This window comes from Streptomyces sp. R41, from assembly GCF_041053055.1.
In the GTDB taxonomy this organism is placed as follows: domain Bacteria; phylum Actinomycetota; class Actinomycetes; order Streptomycetales; family Streptomycetaceae; genus Streptomyces.
Genome location: NZ_CP163443.1, coordinates 7,726,341 through 7,750,570 on the forward strand (window position 1 = coordinate 7,726,341; position 24,230 = coordinate 7,750,570).

Annotated in this window: 14 protein-coding genes; 10 read left to right on the forward strand and 4 right to left on the reverse strand. The window is 69.5% G+C overall.

Going from position 1 to position 24,230, the window contains the following annotated elements; all coding sequences use genetic code 11:
- The first annotated feature begins 289 nt into the window (after nt 1-289).
- The 3 genes from AB5J53_RS35235 (at nt 290) to hflX (ending at nt 5,777) form a co-directional block, all read left to right on the forward strand.
- Nucleotides 290-2,467: a bifunctional (p)ppGpp synthetase/guanosine-3',5'-bis(diphosphate) 3'-pyrophosphohydrolase gene (locus tag AB5J53_RS35235; RefSeq protein WP_369249638.1), complete on the forward strand. Its 2,178-nt coding sequence runs from the start codon at nt 290-292 to the stop codon at nt 2,465-2,467.
- A gap of 121 nt (nt 2,468-2,588) precedes the next feature.
- Nucleotides 2,589-4,085 (forward strand): M1 family metallopeptidase, encoded by a 1,497-nt coding sequence (locus tag AB5J53_RS35240; RefSeq protein ID WP_369249639.1) that lies wholly within the window; start codon nt 2,589-2,591, stop codon nt 4,083-4,085.
- A gap of 195 nt (nt 4,086-4,280) precedes the next feature.
- Entirely contained in the window at nt 4,281-5,777 is a 1,497-nt protein-coding gene (gene hflX, locus AB5J53_RS35245) for a GTPase HflX (protein WP_369249640.1), read from the forward strand.
- A gap of 90 nt (nt 5,778-5,867) precedes the next feature.
- Here hflX and AB5J53_RS35250 read toward each other — a convergent pair whose 3' ends face one another.
- Nucleotides 5,868-7,052, reverse strand: coding sequence for a serine protease (locus tag AB5J53_RS35250; RefSeq protein WP_369249641.1), 1,185 nt, complete (start codon nt 7,050-7,052; stop codon nt 5,868-5,870).
- Between the two features lie 189 nt (nt 7,053-7,241).
- Entirely contained in the window at nt 7,242-8,471 is a 1,230-nt protein-coding gene (locus tag AB5J53_RS35255) for a serine protease (RefSeq protein WP_369249642.1), read from the reverse strand.
- 306 nt (nt 8,472-8,777) lie between these two features.
- On the opposite strand from AB5J53_RS35255, the gene AB5J53_RS35260 reads away from it, so the two are divergent.
- The 5 genes from AB5J53_RS35260 (at nt 8,778) to AB5J53_RS35280 (ending at nt 17,948) form a co-directional block, all read left to right on the forward strand.
- The gene (locus tag AB5J53_RS35260; protein WP_369252654.1) at nt 8,778-10,262 is read left to right on the forward strand and encodes a diaminobutyrate--2-oxoglutarate transaminase family protein; all 1,485 of its coding nucleotides are present in this window, start codon (nt 8,778-8,780) and stop codon (nt 10,260-10,262) included.
- Nucleotides 10,263-10,627: 365 nt separating this feature from the next.
- A complete protein-coding gene (locus AB5J53_RS35265; protein ID WP_369249643.1) occupies nt 10,628-12,955 on the forward strand; it encodes an IucA/IucC family protein in 2,328 nt (775 codons plus the stop codon).
- Nucleotides 12,956-12,994: 39 nt separating this feature from the next.
- On the forward strand, nt 12,995-13,858 hold the full coding sequence (locus AB5J53_RS35270; protein ID WP_369249644.1) for a GNAT family N-acetyltransferase: 864 nt from the start codon (nt 12,995-12,997) through the stop codon (nt 13,856-13,858).
- Between the two features lie 57 nt (nt 13,859-13,915).
- Nucleotides 13,916-15,883: an IucA/IucC family siderophore biosynthesis protein gene (locus tag AB5J53_RS35275; RefSeq protein ID WP_369249645.1), complete on the forward strand. Its 1,968-nt coding sequence runs from the start codon at nt 13,916-13,918 to the stop codon at nt 15,881-15,883.
- A gap of 88 nt (nt 15,884-15,971) precedes the next feature.
- Nucleotides 15,972-17,948 carry an ATP-dependent DNA helicase gene (locus AB5J53_RS35280; protein WP_369249646.1) on the forward strand — a complete coding sequence of 659 codons (1,977 nt, stop codon included), beginning with the start codon at nt 15,972-15,974 and terminating at the stop codon, nt 17,946-17,948.
- 588 nt (nt 17,949-18,536) lie between these two features.
- Here the strand turns inward: AB5J53_RS35280 and lexA are convergent.
- Nucleotides 18,537-19,313 (reverse strand): transcriptional repressor LexA, encoded by a 777-nt coding sequence (lexA, locus tag AB5J53_RS35285; RefSeq protein WP_189188217.1) that lies wholly within the window; start codon nt 19,311-19,313, stop codon nt 18,537-18,539.
- Nucleotides 19,314-19,831: 518 nt separating this feature from the next.
- Between lexA and nrdR the strand changes: the two genes are divergently transcribed.
- Nucleotides 19,832-20,395: a transcriptional regulator NrdR gene (gene nrdR / locus AB5J53_RS35290; RefSeq protein WP_369249647.1), complete on the forward strand. Its 564-nt coding sequence runs from the start codon at nt 19,832-19,834 to the stop codon at nt 20,393-20,395.
- Nucleotides 20,396-20,545: 150 nt separating this feature from the next.
- Nucleotides 20,546-23,440, forward strand: a complete 2,895-nt coding sequence (locus AB5J53_RS35295; protein WP_369249648.1) for a vitamin B12-dependent ribonucleotide reductase — start codon at nt 20,546-20,548, stop codon at nt 23,438-23,440.
- A 138-nt stretch (nt 23,441-23,578) separates the two neighbouring features.
- Here AB5J53_RS35295 and AB5J53_RS35300 read toward each other — a convergent pair whose 3' ends face one another.
- Nucleotides 23,579-24,112, reverse strand: coding sequence for a TerD family protein (locus tag AB5J53_RS35300; RefSeq protein WP_369249649.1), 534 nt, complete (start codon nt 24,110-24,112; stop codon nt 23,579-23,581).
- Between the last annotated feature and the right edge of the window lie 118 nt (nt 24,113-24,230).

The following is a 24,230-nucleotide window of genomic DNA, read 5'->3' on the forward strand; positions in this document are numbered from 1 at the left end:
AGCCCCGGGGTTTGACGTCGCGCACCCTTGAACCTCTGTGGCGCCGTGCCCCGCTGCGCCTCCCCGGAGCCCGGTCCCGCACCTCCCGCCCTTCCAAAAGTTCGAAATCGTAAACCCCTGAACCTTCGCTCGAATGGGTGATCCGTTTCACGCTCGGCGAGAGGCGGTCAGCCGGGCGTGGTGGGCTCGGTAGCATCAAGCACCGGCCCGGACGGGGGATCGACGCCATCCCCTGAGCCGTGTACGCCATGGGGCACCCGTCCGCCGGTCTACGCAGCCGGAGGTGCCCATGAGTGCGGAGGCGACGAATCCCGCGACGCCAGGCCCTGCAACGCCCTCACCCAAGCTCTCGGCTTCGCTGGAGCAGGGGGTATCGCCGTCGCACCGCAGGAAGGGCCTTCCGCGGATCGATCTGCGTCGCCTGGGCCGGGCCGCGTTGCTCGGCCCCGCGGGCCGCGACCGGCTGCCGGACGCGATCGGCCATGTCGTCGAAGCCCACCGCGCCCACCACCCCGACGCCGGCCTGGAACCTCTGCGCCGTGCGTACGTTCTGGCCGAGTCCTCGCACCGCGGGCAGATGCGCAAGAGCGGCGAGCCGTACATCACGCACCCGCTTGCCGTGACCCTGATCCTCGCCGAACTCGGCGCTGAGACCACGACGTTGACGGCCTCCCTGCTCCACGACACCGTCGAGGACACGGAAGTGACGCTCGATCAGGTGCGGGAGGAGTTCGGCGACGAGGTCTGCTACCTGGTCGACGGCGTCACCAAGCTGGAGAAGGTCGACTATGGGGCCGCCGCCGAGCCCGAGACGTTCCGCAAGATGCTGGTCGCCACCGGCAACGACGTCCGTGTGATGTCGATCAAACTCGCGGACCGGCTGCACAATATGCGGACCCTCGGCGTCATGCGCCCCGAGAAACAGGCGCGCATCGCCAAGGTGACCCGGGACGTCCTGATCCCCCTCGCCGAGCGGCTCGGCGTCCAGGCGCTCAAGACCGAGCTGGAAGACCTCGTCTTCGCGATCCTGCACCCCGAGGAGTACGAGCACACCAGGGAGCTGATCGCCGACAACGCGGCACGCGAGGACGATCCGCTCGCGGAGATCGCCGAGGAGGTGCGCACGGTCCTGCGCGACGCCGGGATCCAGGCCGAAGTCCTCATAAGGCCACGCCACTTCGTCTCCGTGCACCGCGTGTCGCGCAAGCGCGGCCCCATGCGCGGGGCCGACTTCGGGCGGCTCCTGGTGCTCGTGAACGAGGACGCCGACTGCTACGGAGTGCTCGGCGAACTGCACACCTGTCTGACTCCGGTGGTCTCGGAGTTCAAGGACTTCATCGCGGTCCCCAAGTTCAACCTGTACCAGTCGCTGCACACGGCCGTCGCGCGCGGCGACGGCGAGGTCGCCGAAGTCCTCATCCGTACCCACCAGATGCACAAGGTCGCCGAGGCCGGAGTCATCGCGCTCGGCAATCCCTACGCTCCTCCTTCGGAGGAGCAGACGGACGACGACGGGGAGCGCCCCTTCGACGGCGAGCGCGCCGACCCCACCCGTCCCGGCTGGCTCTCCAGGCTCCTCGACTGGCAGGAAGGCGCCCCGGACCCGGACACGTTCTGGTCCACACTGCGCGAAGACCTCGCCCAGGACCGCGAGATCACCGTCTTCCGCGCCGACGGCGGCTCATTGGGCCTCCCCGAGGGCGCCAGTTGTGTGGACGCGGCGTACGCGCAGTACGGCGAGGACGCGCACGCCTGCATCGGCGCCCGCGTCAACGGCCGCCTGGCGACGCTGAGTACGGTCCTGCGGGACGGCGACACCGTGCAACTCCTCATGGGCCAGGACCCGGCCTCCGAGCCCTCCAGGGAGTGGCTGGAGCACGCGCACACGCCCGCCGCGCGGATCGCCATCCAGCGCTGGATGGCAGCACACCCCTCACCCAGCGGCACGGAGACCCCGGAGGCCCCCGCCGCCACTCCTCGGCCGGCCGCCGACGTGCGCGCCTCACGGCCCGCCGCGAACGCTGTCGTCGACCAGCCCGGCGCGTCCGTACGGCTCGCGGGATGCTGTACGCCCGTACCGCCCGACGAGGTGACCGGCTTCGCCGTGCGCGGCGGAGTGGTCACCGTCCACCGCGTGGAGTGCGCCGGAGTGGCACGCATGAAGAGCGGGGGGCGCGCGGAGGTCGGCGTGCGCTGGGGGGACACCACCGAGTGCCGCGTCACGCTGGTCGCCGAGTCCTTCGGGCGTCCGCATCTGCTCGCCGACCTCACCGAAGCCATCGCCCTGGAGGGTGTCGCCATCGTCTCGGCGACCGTCGAGCCCCCCAGCCAGCAGCGGGTACGCCACACGTACACGCTCCAACTCCCGGACGCGGCGCACCTTCCCGGGCTGATGCGGGCCATGCGCAACGTGCCCGGGGTGTACGACGTGAGCCGGGCGCAGCATCAGGCGGCGGCCGCGCAATAGGTCTCCGGGGGCTTGCCCAAGTCTCCCTGTCGACCCGTTGGCCTCCCTACCGACGACCCGTTCGGGTGGGCCCGGCGCGAGTCGTCACCGCAGGACGGGCGCGCGCTGGTAGCGGTGGTCCATGCTGCTCATCCCCCGCCCAAGGCCCCCACGCCCCCGGAGCCGCCGTATCAAGGCGGCCCTCCTCGCCTCGGCCGTGTCCGTCTGCCTGATCGCCGCGAGCGCCCCCAACCCGGCCGCGCCCCTCGGCGTCGGTGACCGCCTCTTCCCGCACCTGGGGAACCCCGGATACGACGTCGAGTCGTACGACCTCGCCTTCACCTATCCCGGCACCAACAGCAAACCGCTCGCCGCCGTCACCATCATCGACGCCGTGACGTCCTCCCGGCTCGAACGCATCAATCTCGACTACGCGCGCGGAACGGTGGGATCGGTCGATGTCAACGGGGCACCCGCTGCCTTCACGCGCGTCGGCGAGGACCTGGTCGTGACGCCCGAGGAGCCGGTGCCGGCCGGCAGCTGGATGCGCATCACCGTGCGCCACACCAGCGACCCGGTGGCCGCCAAGGACCAGGACGGCGGATGGGTGCAGACCAAGGACGGGCTCGCGATGGCCAACCAGGCCGACGCCGCGCACCTGGTCTTCCCGTGCAACGACCACCCCTCCGACAAGGCGATGTTCACCATCCACGTCACGGCGCCCAACGGGTACACGGCCGTGGCCAACGGTCTGCCGGCCGGAGTGGAACGTGCCGACCGGTCCACCACCTGGACGTACCGCACTTGGCACCCCATGGCCACCGAGCTGGCCCAGGTGTCCGTCGGACGCTCCACCGTGCTCCACCGGACCGGGCCGCACGGTCTGCCCGTACGCGATGTCGTGCCCACCAAAGACCGCGAGAAGCTCGAACCGTGGCTCAAGAAGACGTCCGACCAGATCGCCTGGATGGAGGGGAAGGTCGGCCGGTACCCCTTCGAGACCTACGGGCTGCTCATGGCCCAGGCCCAAACCGGCTTCGAACTGGAGACACAAACGCTCTCTCTCTTCGAGAGAGAGCTCTTCACCGAGTCCGTGTACCCGAAGTGGTACGTCGAGTCGATCATGGTGCATGAGCTGTCGCACCAGTGGTTCGGCGACAGCGTGAGCCCGCGCACCTGGTCCGACCTGTGGCTCAACGAGGGGCACGCCACCTGGTACGAGGCTCTGTACGCCGAGGAGAAGGCGCACAAGCCCATGGAGGCGCGGATGCAGGCGGCCTACCGCGCGTCCGACTCCTGGCGGGCGGCAGGAGGACCGCCCGCGGCGCCGAAGGCCCCCGAGCGCGGCCAGAAGATCAGCATCTTCCGGCCGAATGTCTACGACGGCGCGGCGCTGGCCCTGTACGCGCTGCGCCAGGAGATCGGGCGCCCGGCCTTCGAGCGTCTGGAACGGACCTGGGTGAGCGTCCACCGCGACGGTGTCGCCTCGACGGCCGACTTCGTGGACCTCGCGTCCGCCGTCGCCGCTCGCGATCTGAGCGGGTTCTTCAAGGCGTGGCTGTACGGCGAGAAGACACCGCCGATGCCGGGGCACCCGGACTGGAAGAGCGACGCCCCGAAAGCGCGTAAGGGCTCCTGACGAGCCCGTACGGGCCTCGGATAACTCGCGTGACGAGACGGGCCGTGCCGTGCGACCATCTTCGAGTCGGCGGCGCGGCCCCTCGGAGGGTTGGCCCGGCGGAAACCGGGAATCTCCCGGAGGCCTCGGACGTTGTTTTTTGTGACGGGCGACGTCCGTCGCCGCATTGCTGTCCCCCATCGACGTAAGGATCCAATGACCTCCTCTTCTTCCCCTTCCCAGGACGCGCAGAGCTTCGCGCAGAACTACCCCGAAGGTCTTCGGGCCGATGCCCTGATGGAAGAGGACGTCGCCTGGAGCCACGAGATCGACGGAGATCGGGACGGCGAGCAGTTCGACCGCTCCGAGCGTGCCGCCCTGCGCCGTGTGGCGGGCCTCTCCACCGAGCTCGAGGACGTCACCGAGGTCGAGTACCGACAGCTCCGTCTGGAGCGAGTGGTTCTCGTCGGTGTCTGGACCACGGGAACCATTCAGGACGCGGACAACTCGCTCGCCGAGCTGGCGGCCCTCGCGGAGACCGCGGGCGCACTCGTCCTCGACGGCGTCGTACAGCGCCGCGACAAGCCCGACGCGGCCACCTACATCGGATCCGGCAAGGCCAATGAGCTGCGGGACATCGTCCTGGAGACCGGTGCCGACACCGTGATCTGTGACGGTGAGCTGAGCCCCGGCCAGCTGATCCACCTCGAAGACGTCGTCAAGGTCAAGGTCATCGACCGTACGGCCCTGATCCTCGACATCTTCGCCCAGCACGCCAAGTCCCGAGAGGGCAAGGCGCAGGTCGCGCTCGCGCAGATGCAGTACATGCTGCCGAGGCTGCGCGGCTGGGGTCAGTCGCTGTCCCGTCAGATGGGCGGCGGCAAGGGCGGCGGCCTCGCCACCCGTGGTCCCGGTGAGACCAAGATCGAGACGGACCGGCGCCGTATCCGCGAGAAGATGGCGAAGATGCGCCGGGAGATCGCGGACATGAAGACGGGCCGCGAGATCAAGCGCAAGGAGCGCCGACGCAACAAGGTGCCTTCGGTCGCCATCGCCGGTTACACCAACGCGGGCAAGTCGTCCCTGCTCAACCGCCTCACGGGCGCGGGCGTGCTGGTCGAGAACGCGCTGTTCGCGACCCTGGACCCGACCGTCCGCCGGGCCGAGACCCCGGGCGGGCGGCTGTACACGCTGGTCGACACGGTCGGGTTCGTACGCCACCTGCCGCACCATCTGGTCGAGGCGTTCCGCTCCACCATGGAGGAGGTCGGCGACTCCGACCTGATCCTGCACGTGGTGGACGGTTCGCACCCGGCGCCGGAGGAGCAGCTGGCCGCCGTGCGCGAGGTGATCAGGGGCGTCGGCGCCACCGGCGTGCCCGAGATCGTCGTGATCAACAAGGCGGACGCGGCGGACCCGCTGACGCTTCAGCGGCTCATGCGGATCGAGAAGCGCTCCATCGCGGTCTCGGCCCGTACCGGCCAGGGCATCAACGAGCTGCTCGCGCTCATCGACAACGAGCTGCCGCGCCCCTCGGTCGAGATCGAGGCGCTCGTGCCGTACACGCACGGCAAGCTGGTCGCCCGTGCCCACACCGAGGGCGAGGTGATCTCCGAGGAGCACACCCCGGAGGGCACGCTGCTCAAGGTGCGGGTGCACGAGGAACTGGCGGCGGACCTGGCGCCGTACGTTCCGGCGCCGGCGCTCCGGTAGCGGCACACGTAGGCGCTCGCACGAACGTATGAAGGCCCGCCCCCCCTGTCTCAGGGGGGCGGGCCTTCATCATGCGCACGCGGACGGTGCCTACTGGCCGCCGTACTCCTTGCTCATGTTCTCGTAGAGCGCTTCGGCTCCCTTACCCAGCTGCGGTCCCGCCAGCCAGCTGTTGTTGGACGGGCCGATCGACGTGTTCGAGACGAGCTTCGTCTCGCCGTCGACGACACGGAACCAGCCGCCGCCCGACGAACCGCCGGTCATGGTGCACCCGATGCGGTACATCGTCGGCAGGGTCGGGTCCAGCGAGAGACGGCCCGGCTTGTCGACGCACTTGAACATGCTCAGACCGCTGTACGGCGGTGCGGCCGGGTAGCCCCAGGCGCCCATCGCGCTGACGTCCTGGGCGGACGGCGCGGAGAAGTCCATGTCCAGCGCGTTGCCGACCGTCTCCTCGAGCGACTTGCTGCCCTGCTCCGGCTTCACGTGCAGCACGGCGTAGTCGTACGGAGCGCCCGCGCCGCCCGTCTCGTCGCCGCTCGAGATCCACTCGTTGGAGGTGGCGGCCCAGTCCGCCCACCACTGGCCGAAGGGGGCGATCTGCGACGCCGTGGCGTTGCCCAGCTCGGACTCGGACTTGCCGAGGTCGTTGTAGGACGGTACGAAGGCGATGTTGCGGTACCAGCCGCCGCTGCCGCCGGCGTGCACGCAGTGGCCCGCGGTCCACACGAGGTTGGACTTGCCGGGGTGGTTCACGTCCTTGATGACCGTGCCCGAACAGACCATCGAGCCCTCGGGGGAGTCGAAGAAGACCTTCCCGACCGGAGCGGCGTAGTCGTGGTACGGAGTCTTCTCGGCCTTGGCCTCGACCGGCGCCGGTTCCGGGTCGCTGACGCCCTGGTCGGCCGCCGCGTCCTTCGCCGAGATCGTCTTGTTGGGGTCCTTGGCGGACTTCATCCGCTCAGGCTTCCACAGCCCCTCGATCACCGGGTTGACGAAGTCCTTGGCCTCACTGAGCCACTTGTCTTTGTCCCAGTTCTTCCAGCCGCCGTTCTCCCACTGATCGACATCTATGCCGTGCTCTTTGAGCTTGTCCTTGATGTCGTCCGGGATCTTGATCTTGTCGTCGTCGCTCTGTGAGCTCTGCGACGAGGAGGCGGTCGAATCGCCGCTCGCCTTGTCGCCGCCTGAGTTGCAGGCGGTGGCGGTCAGTGCCAGAACTGCCACCAGGCCGGTGGCGGTGAGGAAGGTGCGCCGGCTACTTGAGGAACGCATGGTGCTGTAACCCCCGTTGGAACTTTGTGTCATGTCCTTGTCAGGCGTGGGGCGGTGCTCTCCGCGAAACCCGCCCGGACGCGACACCCCACTATGCCTGCGCAGTTGGGGACGAACGGCGCTGGGCCGGTGAAGGTTCCTGCGAGCAGGCCCACCGCCGTCTGTCCGAACCCTGTTACGTCGTGTGCATCACTGTCCGGCGAACTTCTTGCTCACCGAGTCGTACACACCCTTGGCCACATCACCCAGACGCGGGCCCGCCAGCCAGCCGAACTTGACCGGCCCGATCGAGGTGTTGGACACCAGCGCGGGCTTGCCGTCCGAACCCGTGGCCACCCAGCCGCCGCCCGACGAGCCACCCGTCATGGTGCACCCGATGCGGTACATCGTCGGGTCGGACTGCGCCACCGACAACCGCCCTGGCTTGTCCGCGCACTGGTACAGCTTCTGACCGTCGAACGGCGCCGCGGCCGGGTAGCCGGTCGCCGTGATGCTCGACACCTTGGGCACGGCCGGGGCGTTGAAGTTCACCGGAAGCGCCGAACCGACCGTCTCCTCCAGGGACTTGCCGCCGCTGCCCTTCTCCGGCGTCACATGCAGCACGGCGAAGTCGTACGGGGCTCCCTGGCCGCCCGTGGAACCGCCCTGTTCGATCCACTGGTCCGAGGTCTGCGCCCAGTCGCTCCACCAGACACCGTACGGAGCGACCTCCTGGCGGGTGGCCTTCTCCAACTGGGCGGCCGCCTTGCCGGAATCGTTGTACGAGGGCACGAAGGCGATGTTGCGGTACCAGCCACCCTTCTTGCCGGCATGCACACAGTGGCCCGCGGTCCACACGAGGTTGGACTTGCCCGGGTGCGCCGGATCCTCGACCACCGTCGCCGAGCAGACCATCGTGCCTTCGGGGGAGTCGAAGAACACCTTGCCGGCCTCGGGCACGTTGGCGTGGTACGCGGTCTTCACGGCCTGTGCGGTCACGGGAGCCGGCTCGGGGTCGGTGACGCCCTGGTCACCGGAGAGGTCGTTGTCGTCGACGCCCTTGTTCTTGTCCGGGTCGTCGGCGCCGCGCATCCGATCCGGGTCCCACAGCCCCTTGATGATCGGGTTGATGAAGTCGTCGGCCTCGCGCAGCCAGTCGTCCTTGTTCCAGTTCTTCCAGGCGCCGTTCTTCCACTTGTCGATGTCGATCCCGTGCTGCTTGAGCTTGTTCTTGATGTCGTCCGGGATCTTGATCTTGTCGTCGCCGCTCTGGGTGGCGGACGCGGTGGGCTCACCGCTCGCCTTGTCGTCGCCCGAGTTGCAGGCGGTGGCGGTCAGCGCCAGCGCCGCCGTGAGGCCGACGGCGGCCAGCACGGGGGAGGTTCTGCGGCGCGCGCTCCTCCCTCGGCGAGCGGCGAAGGGCGGGCGTATCGATCGCATGGTGTAACTCCCCCTGGACGTAAGAGAACTGTGCGCTGTGGGCGCCGATCGGCCTTGATCATTCGGTACGGCTGAACGGCACCAAAGACTATGCGGTCGCTGTGGGGGACATCCGACGGAACGGCAACGGTTCCGTCACGGCAAGGATCTTCGGCCCACCCGCTTCCCCGCGCGGTCCGCGTCGTTGGTACGTACGGGGGGCCTGCCGCCTGCGTTCAGCCCCTGCCAACTCGCCTCTGGACAGCAGGAGGACCTGAAGTCGTGGCCGTGACCGAGTCTGCGGTGGTGCCGGTGGGGGCGCCCGGGGTGTCCGAGGGCGCGCGGGAGGCTGTTCCCGGCGCGTCGGAAGGGACGCGCGCGGCGCACGAGGGGATTCTGCGGCGCCAGTCGGCGCGCGAGTCGGCGGCGCGCACCTACGCGCGTGCCCTTCCGATCGTTCCGGTGCGGGCGCGGGGGCTGACGATCGAGGGCGCCGACGGGCGCCGCTATCTCGACTGCCTCTCGGGCGCCGGAACTCTGGCCCTCGGGCACAACCATCCGGTGGTCCTGGAGGCGATCAGAAAGGTCCTCGATTCGGGGGCGCCGCTGCACGTCCTCGACCTCGCCACGCCCGTGAAGGACGCCTTCACCACCGAGTTGTTCCGTACGCTTCCGCCCGGGTTCGCCGATCGCGCGCGGGTCCAGTTCTGCGGACCGGCCGGGACGGACGCCGTCGAGGCCGCGTTCAAGCTGGTGCGCGCGGCGACCGGGCGCATGGGGATGCTTGCCTTCACCGGCGCGTACCACGGGATGACCGCGGGGGCGCTCGAAGCATCCGGGGGCGCGACCGACGTACGTGTCGCGCGCCTGCCCTATCCGCAGGACTTCCGCTGCCCGTTCGGTGTCGGCGGCGCGCGGGGCGCGGAACTCGCCGCGCGCTGGACCGAGTCGGTGCTCGACGACAGCAAGTCCGGTGTCCCGCACCCTGCCGGAATGATCCTCGAACCCGTGCAGGGCGAGGGCGGGGTGATCCCCGCGCCCGACGACTGGATGCGCCGGATGCGTGAGATCACCGCGGCACGGGACATCCCCCTGATCGCGGACGAGATCCAGACCGGAGTCGGCCGGACCGGCACCTTCTGGGCCGTGGAACACAGTGGGATCACGCCGGATGTGATGGTCCTTTCGAAGGCCATCGGCGGCAGCCTGCCGCTGGCCGTCGTCATCTACCGCGACGACCTCGACGTCTGGCAACCCGGCGCCCACGCGGGCACGTTCCGCGGCAACCAGCTCGCCATGGCGGCCGGCGCGGCGACCCTCGCGTACGTCCGCGAGAACCGTCTTGCCGAGCGTGCCGGGACTCTGGGTGCCCGGATGCTGGCCCAACTCCGCAAACTCGGCGACGAGTTTCCCTGCGTAGGCGACGTACGCGGCCGCGGACTGATGATCGGCGTCGAACTCATCGACCCCGAAGCGCCCCCGCATCCGGCGGTCGACAGCCCCCGACCCGCCGCCCCCGAACTCGCCGCCGCCGTACAACGGGAGTGCCTCCGCCGAGGCCTGATCGTGGAACTGGGCGGCCGCCAATCGAGCGTGGTGCGTCTCCTCCCTCCCTTGACCATCAGCGACGAACAGACAACCGCGGTGCTCGATCGGCTGGCGGACGCGGTGGGGGCGGTGGCGAGTGGGGACTTGGGACGCGGCGGAAATGGGCCTTGCGGTGTCGGTGAGCCTCGCCGTGCCGATGGGGGCGGCGCTGAGGGCGAGCTTCACGGTGACGGTCGGGAGCTGGGGCGCCGGCGGACGCCGTAGTGCCGGGGGACCGGTCGGTGAGCGCCGCGCTGAAAGCGTCAGCTGGGAGTCCGGATGGGGTGTCGGCTCCGCAGTCCCGCGGACGGCCTTGGGCCACGGGACTTCGCTCTTGCCCAGCGGAGACAGCTCAGCGGAGACCTCCCCGCCCGGCACGAACTGGCCCGTCCGACTCGCGCCGCCTCCGCCCGATCGTGCTCCATCCCGATCAGCGCCCCCACGCCCTGAAACCCAGCCCTCACACACAGACCACAACCTCCACCCGAAGCACCCCCGTTCCCACCCGAATCAACCAGGAACGCCGAAGGCCCCGCGTACCGCCCAGGTTCGTCGCCGCACGAGCCCGAACGACCCCACAAGGAACTCTCGTGAACGCCACACCCGCACCCGATGGCCGTCCCCACGCGCACGAGCGAGCTGCCCATGGCACGCAGACCCCGCTCGTGCCGGGGGCCGAATCGGTCCCCCGGCAGAAGGAAGGGGCCCGGGAGTCCGAGCGGCTGCGCGGCGCCACCGCCGACCTGCTGGAACACCCCGATCCGCAGACCGCGGCCCAGGCGGCGGCCGTCGAGAACCTGCTGCGCTGCTGGGTACGGGAGAACAACCTGCCCGCCCCCGACGACGGCACCCTCCGTATCCCCCTCCCCGCCAGTGGCACGGCCCTCCTGGCCCCCGTCCACTACTGGTCCGCCACCGGCTGGCACCGCTTCGGCCTCCCCTACCTCGCCGACGCTCCCGACGAGGCACCGCCCGCCGACGCGGTCACAGTGGCGGCCCTGTTCGCACGCCAAGCGGCGACCGGCACATCGGCAGCCCCGACTGTCGGACTGGCACCCGCCGCCGTCGACCCGGCTCCCGCTACCGTCGGCCAGGCTCCCGCCGTCGACCCGGCTCCCGCCGTCGACCCGGCTCCCGCCGTCGACCCGGCTCCCGCCGTCGACCCGGCTCCCGCTACCGTCGACCCGGCTCCCGCTACCGTCGACCCGGCTCCCGCTACCGTCGACCCGACTCCCGCCACTGTCGATCAGGTGCCTGCAGCCGTCGACCAGGCTCCCGCCGTCGACCAGGTACCTGCCGCCGTCGGCCTGGCTCCCGCCACTGCTCACCCGGCGCTCAGCACCGTCGACCCGGCTCCCACCACGCCCCACACAACCGAGCCCGGCGGAGCTCCCCTCGGCGCCGCCGCGACTCGCCCCGAACCTCAGGCGACGCAGTACAGCCCGGCCGGTGACGGCGCCGACCTCGTCGGACGCGTCGCCGATTCCGTTCGGCGCACCGCAGTGTTCATCAGCGACCGCAGGGAACGCCCCGCCGACGAGCCCGACCTCTTTCTCGCCGCCGAGCAGGCGCTCTTGCTGGGCCACCCGCTGCATCCCACGCCGAAGGGCCGCGAAGGCCTCTCCGAGGCCGAAGCCCGGCTGTACTCACCCGAGTTGCGCGGCTCCTTCCCCCTGCACTGGATGGCGGTCGCCCCCTCGGTGCTGGCAGCCGACTCGGCGTGGACGGAGCGCGGCCGCCCGGTCTCGGCGGAGCAGCTCACCACACGGCTGGCCGGCGCGGGGCTGTCGCTGCCCGACGGGTATGCCGCCCTGCCGCTGCACCCTTGGCAGATGCGCGAGGTTCGCCACCGTAGGGAGCCCGCGGCCCTGCTGGATGCGGGGCTGCTCCAGGACCTCGGTCCGCAGGGCGCGCCATGGCACCCCACGTCCTCGGTCCGCACCGTCTACCGCTCCGGTTCCCCCGCGATGCTCAAGCTCTCGCTGGGCCTGCGTATCACCAACTCCCGTCGTGAGAACCTCCGCAAGGAGCTCCACCGTGGCGTGGAGGTCCACCGCCTGCTGCGCAGCGGCCTGTTCAAGCAGTGGCAGGCCGCCCACCCGGGCTTCGACATCGTCCGAGACCCGGCCTGGCTCGCCGTCGACGGCCCGGACGGCAGCCCCCTGCCCGGGCTCGACGTGATGATCCGCCACAACCCGTTCAGCCCGACGGACGACGCCGGCTGCATCGCGGGACTGGTCTCGCCCCGGCCGCACGCCCAGCCCGGCGCACGGAACCCGGCACAGGGTCGGCCCCTCATGCGGTCCCGGCTCACCGAGGTCGTCACAGGTCTCGCCGGACGCACCGGCCGCTCGCGCGGCGCGGTCGCCACCGAGTGGTTCCTGCGCTACCTGGAGCAGGTCGTACGCCCCGTGCTCTGGCTGGACAGCGAGGCGGGCATCGCTCTGGAAGCGCACCAGCAGAACACCCTGCTCCTGCTGGACCCCGAGGGCTGGCCCAAGGGCGGCCGCTACCGCGACAACCAGGGCTACTACTTCCGCGAGTCACGGCGCGCGGAACTCGACGCCCGGCTGCCCGGCATCGGCGAACACAGCGACACCTTCGTCTCCGACGAGGTCACCGACGAGCGCTTCGCCTACTACCTGGCCATCAACAACGTGTTCGGCCTCATCGGCGCGTTCGGCTCCCAACGTCTGGCCGACGAACGGCTGTTGCTCGCCGCTTTCCGCCGCTTCCTCGCCGATGTGGCCACCGGCCCGGCTCGGCTGCGTACGTCTTTGCCCGCCCACCTGCTCGACTCACCCGTCCTGCGCTGCAAGGCCAACCTGCTGACCCGGCTGTACGGCCTCGACGAACTCGTCGGTCCCGTGGACACCCAGTCCGTCTACGTCACCATCTCCAACCCCCTTCATTCCTGAGGAACATGACCCACCCCGTCTCCTGAGAGGAGCGTCGCCGTGCCTCCCACCGATGCGAGCACCGACGCCGGTACCGCCCCCGCCACCGAACTCGCCACCGACACGGGGCCCCGCTCGGGTCCCGGTTCGAGCTCCGGCACGAGCACGGACAGCGAGGACACCCTTGACCTGCGCCTCCCGGACGAGCTCATCGCGCTCTTCGCCGGGGAAGCCGGGACACGCGGCGGGGCGACAGGCGACGCCACAGCGGAGGCCATGGGCGACGCTTCGGGAGGGGCCAGAGGAGAGCGTCGGGGCATGGCGGAGAATCCCGCCGCCACGCCGGCCGACGACGACCTGCTCGACCACGTCGGGGGCTGGGGGCCGACCGCCACGCCCGTCGGTGTCTTCCACCTCGTCCCCGTGCGCGTCGAGCGCGATCTCCCGCTCATCGCTCGCTGGATGAACGACCCTGCCGTCGCGGAGTTCTGGGAGCTGGCGGGACCCGAGTCCGTGGCCGAGGAGCATCTGCGCCTCCAGCTCGACGGGGATGGACGCAGCGTCCCGTGCCTCGGGGTGCTGGACGGCGCGCCGATGAGCTACTGGGAGATCTACCGCGCGGATCTCGATGTCCTGGCTCGGCACTACCCCGCCCGACCGCACGACACCGGAATTCACCTCCTCATCGGCGGTGTCGCCAACCGTGGGCGCGGCCTCGGCTCCACCCTGCTCAGAGCTGTCGCAGACCACGTACTGAACAAGCGCCCGTCGTGCGCTCGCGTCGTCGCGGAACCCGACCTTCGCAACACCCCCTCCGTCTCCGCTTTCCTGAGCGCCGGCTTCCGGTTCTCCGCCGAGGTCGATCTGCCTGACAAGCGGGCAGCCCTCATGGTCCGAGACCGGGCCCTGCGCGATCTGTTGTAGCGCTATCACTCTTAGTACACCGCTCGTCCCGATCCGGTTCCCTGTCGAGGAGTCCCCGTGCCGAATCCATCCGTCACCCCGGCATCCGGAGAGCCGCCCAGCCTGTACGACCCGCCTGAGCTGCGCAAAGAGCGATGGGATCGGGCCGGCCGCCGCCTGCTCGCCAAGATGATCGGCGAGTTCGCGTACGAGGGGATCATCGAGCCGGAGCCGGAGCCGGAGCCGGAGCCGGAGCCGGAGCCGGAGCCGGAGCCGGAGCCGGGGCGAGACGTCATTCGGGCCTCAGCGTCGGCAGCCCCAGGAACGGACCTGTCGTCGGTCCCCGTCGCGAACCCGGAGAGGAAACCGACGGCGGCCGACAGCCGCCGTGCCCACTACACCCTCCGCCTCGACGCCGGCGGCAGCCTCTCCTTCTGCGCCCGCCGTACGGCGTACGACAGTTGGCGCGTCGATCCCGACTCGCTCATCCTCACCGAGGGAGGGGCGGAGCCTCGGCCCTTCACCGACCCCGTCGGCTTCCTCACCCGTGCCCGAGGCACGCTGGGACTCGACGGAGCGACGCTAGGTCATTTCATTCGCGAGCTGAGCACCACGCTCGCCGCGGACGCGCGCCTCGACCGCAATGCCGTCTCGGCCGCCGAGCTGGCCGAGCTGGGATACGCGGAACTGGAGGGCCACCAGACCGGGCACCCCTGGATCGTGCTCAACAAGGGCCGCCTCGGCTTCTCCGCGAGGGACGCCGCCGACTGGGCGCCGGAGGCCCGCCGAGCGACAGCTCTTCCGTGGATCGCGGTGCACACCACGCTCGCCACCTACAGGGGTGTGCGGGGCCTCGACACAGCAGAACACCTTTACGCCCGCGAGCTCGCCCCCGCCACGAGGGAGTCCTTCGACGGGGCACTCCGCGCGCGTGGGCTCACGCCGGAGTCGTACCTCTATCTGCCCGTGCACCCCTGGCAGTGGGACGACGTGGTGTTGCCGCTCTTCGCGTCCCACGTCGCCGCGGACGCGATCGTGCCGCTGCACTCGGACGGTGATCTGCGCCTGCCTCAGCAGTCGATCCGTACGTTCCTCAATGTCTCGCGGCCGGACCGGCACACCGTGAAGCTGCCCCTGTCCGTCCTGAACACGCTGGTGTGGCGCGGTATCCCGACGGAACGGACGCTCGCGGCCCCCGCCGTCACCGCCTGGATGCACGGCCTGCGTGACGCCGACCCGTTCCTGCGCGACACCTGCGCGGTGATCATGCTCGGCGAGGTCGCGTCGGTGACGGTCGGACATCCGGTGTACGACGGCCTCCCCGAAGTGCCCTATCAGTACAAGGAGCTGCTCGGAGCGATCTGGCGCGAGCCGATCTCCCGGCATCTGGCCCCCGGCGAACGCGCCCGCACCCTGGCCGCGCTCCTGCATACCGACCCGGAGGGTCGTGCCTTCACGGCTCAGCTGGTCGCCCGCTCGGGGCTGACTCCGAAGGTCTGGCTGCGCCGTCTCTTCGCGGCGCTTCTGCCGCCCCTGCTGCACTGCCTCTATCGATACGGCACTGTGTTCAGCCCACATGGAGAGAACGCGATCGTCGTCTTCGACGACCATGACGTACCCGTGCGGCTCGCGGTGAAGGACTTCGTGGACGACATCAATGTGAGCGCGGAGCCACTGCCCGAGCACGCCTCCATGCCGGACGACGTACGGCGTGTGCTGCTCACCGAGCCACCCGCGTTCCTGACCCAGTTCATCCATTCCGGGCTCTTTGTGGGGGTGTTCCGCTACCTCGCACCGCTCTGCGAGGAGCAACTGGGCGTGCCGGAGGACGACTTCTGGTCTCTCGTACGAGCGGAGATCATCCGCCACCAGACACGCTTTCCCGAGCTCAAGGAGCGCTACGAGATGTTCGACCTGCTCACTCCCCGCATCGAGCGCCTGTGTCTGAACCGCAACCGGCTGCACCTCGACGGCTACCGCGACCGCCCCGATCGCCCGCACGCCGCCGTGCACGGCACCGTCCCGAACCCCCTTCACCAGCCTTGATCACGCGGCCCGTACTCGTCTTGATCACGTCCGTCGTCGCCACCTTGATCGCCCGATTGTCAGTGGTGCCCCGTAGGGTGGCAGAGCTATGACACAGCCCTCACTCCCCGAACTCCTGCATGCCGCCGTCACCGCCGTCGGCGGTACGGAGCGCCCTGGCCAGGTGACCATGGCCGAAGCCGTCGCGGACGCCATCGACGACAGCTCCCACCTACTGGTCCAGGCGGGCACCGGCACCGGTAAGTCGCTCGGCTATCTGGTGCCCGCGCTCGCGCACGGGGAGCGCGTGGTCGTGGCGACCGCCACCCTGGCGCTGCAGCGGCAGCTCGTGGAGCGTGACCTGCCGCGCACTGTCGACGCGCTGCACCCCCTGCTGCGCCGCCGCCCCGAGTTCGCGATGCTCAAGGGCCGGTCGAACTATCTGTGCCTGCACCGCCTGCACGAGGGTGTGCCGCAGGAAGAGGAGGAGGGCCTCTTCGACCAGTTCGAGGCGGCCGCGCCCACCAGCAAGCTGGGCCAGGATCTGCTGCGGCTGCGGGAGTGGTCGGACGAGACCGAGACCGGCGACCGCGACGATCTGACGCCCGGCGTCTCCGACCGTGCCTGGGGCCAGGTGTCCGTGTCGTCCCGGGAGTGCCTGGGCGCCACCAAATGCGCCTACGGAGCGGAGTGCTTCGCCGAGATGGCCCGCGAGCGCGCCAAGCTCGCCGAGGTCGTCGTCACCAATCACGCGCTGCTCGCGATCGACGCGATCGAGGGCGCGCCGGTCCTTCCGCAGCACGAAGTGCTGATCGTCGACGAGGCCCATGAGCTGGTCTCCCGGGTCACCGGCGTCGCGACCGGCGAGCTCACCCCCGGGCAGGTCAACCGCGCCGTACGACGCGCCGCGAAACTCGTCAACGAGAAGGCCGCCGACCAGCTCCAGACCGCCGCCGAGGGCTTCGAGCGCCTCATGGAGCTGGCGCTGCCGGGACGGCTGGAGGAGATCCCCGAGGACCTCGGGTACGCCCTGATGGCGCTGCGCGACGCCGCCCGTACGGTGATTTCGGCGCTCGGCTCCACGCGCGACAAGTCCGTCCAGGACGAGGACGCGGTACGCAAGCAGGCCCTGGCCTCCGTGGAGACCGTGCACGACGTGGCGGAGCGCATCACCAACGGCTCCGAGTGGGACGTCGTCTGGTACGAGCGCCACGACCGCTTCGGCGCATCGCTCCGCGTCGCTCCGATGAACGTGTCCGGGCTCCTCAGGGAGAAGCTTTTCGCAGACCGCTCCGTCGTCCTGACCTCCGCGACGCTGAAGCTCGGTGGCGACTTCAACGGCGTGGGAGCGTCGCTGGGGCTCGCCCCTGAGGGTACGGAGGGCGAGGAACTTCCGCAGTGGAAGGGCGTAGACGTCGGTTCGCCCTTCGACTACCCCAAGCAGGGCATTCTCTACGTCGCCAAGCACCTGTCGCGCCCCGCGCGGGACGGCGACCGTGGAGACATGCTGGACGAGCTCACCGAGCTGATCCGGGCCGCTGGTGGTCGCACGCTGGGACTGTTCTCATCGATGCGGGCCGCCCAGCTCGCGGCGGAGGAGCTGCGCACGCGCATTCCCGAGTACCCGATCCTGCTGCAGGGCGAGGAGACGCTCGGCGAGCTGATCAAGAACTTCGCGGCCGACCCCAAGACCTGCCTCTTCGGCACGCTCTCGCTCTGGCAGGGCGTGGACGTCCCGGGCTCCAGCTGCCAGCTGGTCGTCATGGACAAGATCCCCTTCCCGCGCCCCGACGACCCACTGATGAGCGCCCGCCAGAAGGCGGTCGAGGACAACGGCGGCAACGGCTTCATGGCGGTCGCCGCCACCCACGCCGCCCTTCTGATGGCCCAGGGCGCCGGCCGCCTCGTACGAGCCTCGGGTGACCGGGGCGTGGTCGCCGTACTCGACCAGCGCCTGGCCACGGCCCGCTACGGCAGTTACCTCAAGGCATCACTGCCCGACTTCTGGTACACGACGGATGGCAACCAGGTCCGTAGGTCACTCGCGGCGATCGATGAGGCGGCGAGGAAGGCGGAGGAGGCGTAGCCCCTGGGCGGCGGCCCGCGGGGGTGGCTTGGCCTGGGCCGCGGTGCGCCGGCCGCGTTTCGCCCGCAGTGCGCGGTCAGTCGTGCGCGGGCCGGGAGCGAGGTGTTGAGCCCCGGGCGACCGGGGCCAGGCGCGCCGCAAGCGAGCACGTAGGTAGGCCTGCACCGAAACGAACCGTAGCCCCGGGCAGTAGACCACCGCGCACCCAAATCTCCAGTCGGGTACCGCGCCGCCCGCCCGCCCGGCCGTCGACCGAAACGAACCGCAGCCTCCGGCCGAACAGCAGGCCGCCCGCCCAACCCCGTCTGGGAAGCGCACCGCAGGCCCAGATCGCCGACCCAGGAAGGACACGCCACGCGAGGCCCCAACCCGGGAAGCAAAACCCCACGCGAGGCCCCCAGCCCGGGAAGCGCACCTCCACGCAAAGCCCTGGCCCAGGAAATGCACGCCCACCCAGGGCCCCCGTCCCGGGAAGCCCACTTCCCCGCCAAGGCCCCCGGCCAGAAAAACGCAGGACCCCGGAACCGGCGCAGTTGGTCCCGGGGCCCGGTCAGGGGCGGGGCGGTGCGTCCCGCCCGTCGCAGGTTGTTATACCCGACGCAGCACTGCCACGACCTTGCCGAGGATGGTCGCCTCGTCGCCGGGAATCGGCTGGTACGCGGAGTTGTGCGGCAGTAGCCACACGTGCCCGTCCTCGCGCTTGAAGCGCTTCACCGTGGCTTCGCCGTCGAGCATCGCGGCCACGATGTCGCCGTTCTCCGCGACCGGCTGGCGGCGGACCGTCACCCAGTCCCCGTCGCAGATGGCGGCCTCGATCATCGAGTCGCCGACGACCTTCAGGACGAACAGCTCGCCGTCACCGACCAGCTGGCGGGGGAGGGGGAAGACGTCCTCGACGGACTCCTCGGCGAGGATCGGGCCACCGGCGGCGATTCGGCCGACGAGCGGGACGTACGACGCGGCCGGCTTGCCCGCCGTGTCGGTGGGCTGCACCGAGGACTGGTCGGAGCCCCGGACTTCGTACGCGCGCGGGCGGTGCGGGTCGCGGCGCAGGAAGCCCTTGCGCTCCAGCGCCATCAGCTGATGCGCGACCGAGGAGGTGCTGGAGAGGCCGACCGCCTGTCCGATCTCCCGCATCGACGGCGGGTAGCCGCGTCGCTGCACCGAGTCCCTGATCACCTCGATCACCCGGCGCTGCCGGTCCGTGAGTCCGGAGCTGTCCGCCCGGATGCCTGGAGGTCGGCCAGGCAGGGAGCGCTTGGGTCCCTCATGATTCACGGCTTCGTTCATCGCATGCACCGGCTCGAGTCGGCCCTGGGAGCGGTCCTGGGCAGTGATGGTGGCACTGTCTGCGGTGGTGGTCACGTCGGCCCCTCTCGATGGTCTCCCTGCTGGACAACGGTAGTTGCTTTCGAAAGGTTGCGCCAAACACACGTTCGAGTGAAAAAACGCGGATTGCCTGACGTGATCATGTGTCTGGGTGTATGGCTATCGCTGCACCTGGCGGACAAAAGGGCCTATTGCTGTACTCTTCACCGCCGGGGCGATGACCGTGCCGACAGATGTGGGCCGAGACCCAGTCTGCCATCCAGCACCCCGTCAACCGGGTACCGACCCCCTATCTGCACGGCCACCACGGTATCTCCGTGTGTCCGGGATCGGTATGGCCGTGCGGCACATGCCAATACGTGTGCGACACGCGCTTCGTGGGCCAATTTGCGCGCCGATCCCCACATCTAGTGGTTGGATTGCAGTAGCAGCCCAAGTGTTGTGGTCCCCCGGGTCTTCAGGCCCTCGGCCATCGCCTATGCTTGGGGCTGCTTCGAGGGGCCCAAGAGGTCTCGCGAGGCCTATGAGTCGTGCTGTGAAGGAGGGTTGGAGTCATGCACTGCCCCTTCTGCAGGCACCCCGACAGCCGCGTCGTCGACAGTCGTACGACCGATGACGGCACGTCGATCCGCAGGCGCCGCCAGTGCCCCGACTGCTCCCGTCGTTTCACGACCGTGGAGACGTGCTCGCTGATGGTGGTCAAGCGCTCCGGCGTGACCGAGCCCTTCAGTCGTATCAAGGTCATCAACGGCGTGCGCAAGGCATGTCAGGGGCGGCCTGTCACCGAGGACGCACTCGCCCAGCTCGGCCAGCGGGTCGAGGAGGCGGTGCGGGCCACCGGAAGCGCCGAACTGACCACCCACGACGTGGGGCTGGCCATACTCGGCCCGTTGCAGGAACTCGACCTCGTCGCCTATCTGCGGTTCGCGTCCGTGTACCGGGCGTTCGACTCGCTCGAGGACTTCGAGGCCGCCATCGCGGAACTCAGGGAAGAGACGAGGCAGCGGGCCACCGCGGATGATGCGGACGACGAAGACGCCGCCGCGGAGCGCCCGGAAAGCGACCGCGGGTCCGGAGAGGCCGTCCAGGTCCCCGTGCCCGCCAGCGCCGCCGACTGAGGGGAAGGCCGACTCGGGTCGGCTCATCGGCGGCGACCACAGACCTGCTGCGGGCGGCCGCGCATGCGACGCGCGCAGCACCAGACACACACCGTGCCACGGGAAGAACGGGGCACTTCAGGGCGTTTTAGCCCGATACAGGGAGGCGGCATGACAGAGACGGCGAGCGGTCCGGCACGAGGTTCCCGCGCCAAGGGCACCAAGGCCAGCAAGGGGTTGCGCATCGAGCGCATCCACACCACCCCCGGCGTGCACCCGTACGACGAGGTGGAGTGGGAACGCCGTGACGTCGTCATGACCAACTGGCGCGACGGCTCGGTCAACTTCGAGCAGCGTGGCGTCGAGTTCCCCGGCTTCTGGTCGGTGAACGCGGTCAACATCGTCACCAGCAAGTACTTCCGCGGTGCCGTCGGCACCCCGCAGCGCGAGGTGAGCCTCAAGCAGCTCATCGACCGGATTGTGAAGACGTACCGGAAGGCCGGTGAGGACTACAAGTACTTCGCCTCGCCCGCCGACGCCGAGATCTTCGAGCACGAGCTGGCGTACGCCCTCCTGCACCAGATCTTCAGCTTCAACTCCCCGGTGTGGTTCAACGTCGGCACGCCCCAGCCCCAGCAGGTCTCCGCCTGCTTCATCCTGTCCGTCGACGACTCCATGGAGTCGATCCTCGACTGGTACAAGGAAGAGGGCATGATCTTCAAGGGCGGCTCCGGCGCCGGCCTGAACCTCTCCCGCATCCGCTCCTCCAAGGAGCTCCTCTCCTCGGGCGGCAACGCCTCGGGTCCCGTCTCCTTCATGCGCGGTGCCGACGCCTCCGCAGGAACGATCAAGTCGGGTGGCGCCACGCGCCGCGCGGCCAAGATGGTCATCCTCGACGTCGACCACCCCGACATCGAGAACTTCATCGAGACCAAGGTCAAGGAGGAGGAGAAGATCCGCGCCCTGCGAGACGCGGGCTTCGACATGGACCTGGGCGGCGACGACATCACGTCCGTCCAGTACCAGAACGCCAACAACTCGGTCCGTGTGAACGACACGTTCATGAAGGCCGTCGAGTCGGGCGGCAAGTTCGGCCTGACGTCCCGCATGACCGGCGAGGTCATCGAGGAGGTCGACGCCAAGCAGCTCTTCCGCAAGATGGCCGAGGCCGCCTGGGCCTGCGCCGACCCGGGCATCCAGTACGACGACACGATCAACAACTGGCACACGTGCCCGGAGTCCGGTCGTATCAACGGCTCGAACCCGTGCAGCGAGTACATGCACCTGGACAACACGTCCTGCAACCTCGCCTCGCTGAACCTGATGAAGTTCCTCAAGGACGACAACAAGGGCCGCCAGTCCTTCGACGTCGAGCGCTTCTCGAAGGTCGTCGAGCTGGTCATCACCGCGATGGACATCTCCATCTGCTTCGCGGACTTCCCGACCCAGAAGATCGGCGAGAACACCCGCGCCTTCCGTCAGCTGGGCATCGGTTACGCCAACCTCGGCGCCCTCCTGATGGCGACCGGCCACGCGTACGACTCCGACGGCGGCCGTGCCCTGGCCGGTGCGATCACCTCGCTGATGACCGGCACCTCGTACAAGCGCTCCGCCGAGCTCGCCGCGGTGGTCGGCCCGTACGACGGCTACGCCCGCAACGCGCAGCCGCACCAGCGCGTCATGAAGCAGCACTCCGACGCCAACGCCGAGGCCGTCCGCATGGACGACCTGGACACGCCGATCTGGGCCGCCGCCACGGAGGCCTGGCAGGACGTGCTCCGCCTCGGCGAGAAGAACGGCTTCCGCAACGCGCAGGCTTCGGTCATCGCGCCCACCGGCACCATCGGTCTCGCGATGTCCTGCGACACCACCGGTCTTGAGCCCGACCTCGCGCTGGTCAAGTTCAAGAAGCTGGTCGGCGGCGGTTCGATGCAGATCGTCAACGGCACCGTTCCGCAGGCGCTGCGCCGCCTGGGCTACCAGGAGGAGCAGATCGAGGCGATCGTCGCCCACATCGCCGACAACGGCAATGTGATCGACGCTCCGGGCCTCAAGCACGAGCACTACGAGGTCTTCGACTGCGCCATGGGCGAGCGCTCCATCTCCGCGATGGGCCACGTCCGCATGATGGCCGCGATCCAGCCGTGGATCTCCGGCGCGCTCTCCAAGACGGTCAACCTGCCGGAGACGGCGACCGTCGAGGATGTCGAAGAGGTCTACTTCGAGGCGTGGAAGATGGGCGTCAAGGCGCTCGCGATCTACCGCGACAACTGCAAGGTCGGCCAGCCCCTCTCCGCGAAGACCAAGGAGAAGGAGAAGGTCGAGGTCACGGCCAAGGCCGAGGAGACCATCCGTACCGCGGTCGAGAAGGTCGTCGAGTACCGCCCGGTCCGCAAGCGCCTCCCCAAGGGCCGTCCCGGCATCACGACCTCCTTCACGGTCGGCGGCGCCGAGGGCTACATGACCGCCAACTCCTACCCGGACGACGGTCTCGGCGAGGTCTTCCTGAAGATGTCGAAGCAGGGCTCCACCCTCGCGGGCATGATGGACGCCTTCTCGATCGCCGTCTCCGTGGGCCTGCAGTACGGGGTGCCGCTGGAGACGTACGTCTCGAAGTTCACCAACATGCGCTTCGAGCCGGCCGGCATGACGGACGACCCGGACGTGCGGATGGCGCAGTCGATCGTCGACTACATCTTCCGCCGCCTGGCGCTGGACTTCCTGCCCTTCGAGACGCGCTCCGCACTCGGCATCCACTCCGCCGAGGAGCGCCAGCGTCACCTGGAGACGGGCTCCTACGAGCCCTCCGACGACGAGGTCGATGTCGAGGGCCTGGCCCAGTCCGCGCCCCGTGCGCAGGAGCTGAAGGCCGTCGCCACCCCGAAGGCCGAGGTCGAGGCGGCCAAGCCCGTCCCGAAGCAGGCCCACACCAGTGCTGAACTGGTGGAGATGCAGCTGGGCATCCAGGCGGACGCCCCTCTGTGCTTCTCCTGCGGTACGAAGATGCAGCGGGCCGGTTCCTGCTACATCTGCGAGGGCTGCGGTTCGACCAGCGGTTGCAGCTGATCCGAAGCCACGAAGGGCGGCACGGCCACCGGCCGTGCCGCCCTTCGGCGTTTTCATGGCCCTACGGAGAGCCGTTTTCGGGTGTCACGGATCTTCGGAGACGCCTGTTTCCGAAATGCGGTCCTCAGGGAGCGCGATTCAGGTGTTCTCAGGGCTGCCCATGACCCTGGCGAAGGTCGCCGGGTCCGTGTCGTAGCCGTGGATGCCCGGGTGGAAAGTCCACTCTCCGGAGTCGTCGCGTACGAACTCTCCGACGGTCGCGGCGGTTGCCCCCAGGACGTCGCCGAAGTCGTCCTCCGCGAGGACGGTGTAGCCCTCACGCATACGAAAGCCGGGATTGAGCACGCCCACGAACGTCTTGTGACCGGCGCGCTGTTGGATGAGGACCCCGACCACCACGCGCGCGTAGCGGCTGTCCAGACGGTTGAGCTCGAGCGTCATCACCTCGTCCCAGCCGAAGCCCTTGCCGTCCTTGCTGTCCCGGTTCAGATAGATGGTGCCGTCCGGCGAGCGGCTGTCGAAGTGCACTACGTAGGCCGGTTTTTCGCCCGGGGCGGCCGCCAGATACGTCGCCGCGATGATGTCGAGATCGGTCGCGGGCTGCCCCACGGGACTCGGATCCCACTTCACCGCCAGCTCGACCTTGCGGATGCCCTTGTTGAGACCGTTCACCAGATCTCCCCTCCCCGTTCCCCATCTGCTCCTGACCCAACTACCCTGTGGTCAGGGCCGGTTGTCCATCGTGCCACGCGCGCCGGGGCGCTCGCGCGGATGTACTCCGCCGGAGCGT

What these genes read in the sequence shown, in the direction of transcription:
- AB5J53_RS35235 (WP_369249638.1), top strand. Translation starts at nt 290, where the DNA reads ATGAGTGCGGAGGCGACGAATCCCGCGACGCCAGGCCCTGCAACGCCC.
- AB5J53_RS35240 (WP_369249639.1), top strand. Translation starts at nt 2,589, where the DNA reads ATGCTGCTCATCCCCCGCCCAAGGCCCCCACGCCCCCGGAGCCGCCGT.
- AB5J53_RS35250 (WP_369249641.1), bottom strand. Translation starts at nt 7,052, where the DNA reads ATGCGTTCCTCAAGTAGCCGGCGCACCTTCCTCACCGCCACCGGCCTG.
- AB5J53_RS35255 (WP_369249642.1), bottom strand. Translation starts at nt 8,471, where the DNA reads ATGCGATCGATACGCCCGCCCTTCGCCGCTCGCCGAGGGAGGAGCGCG.
- AB5J53_RS35280 (WP_369249646.1), top strand. Translation starts at nt 15,972, where the DNA reads ATGACACAGCCCTCACTCCCCGAACTCCTGCATGCCGCCGTCACCGCC.
- nrdR (WP_369249647.1), top strand. Translation starts at nt 19,832, where the DNA reads ATGCACTGCCCCTTCTGCAGGCACCCCGACAGCCGCGTCGTCGACAGT.
- hflX (WP_369249640.1), top strand. Translation starts at nt 4,281, where the DNA reads ATGACCTCCTCTTCTTCCCCTTCCCAGGACGCGCAGAGCTTCGCGCAG.
- AB5J53_RS35295 (WP_369249648.1), top strand. Translation starts at nt 20,546, where the DNA reads ATGACAGAGACGGCGAGCGGTCCGGCACGAGGTTCCCGCGCCAAGGGC.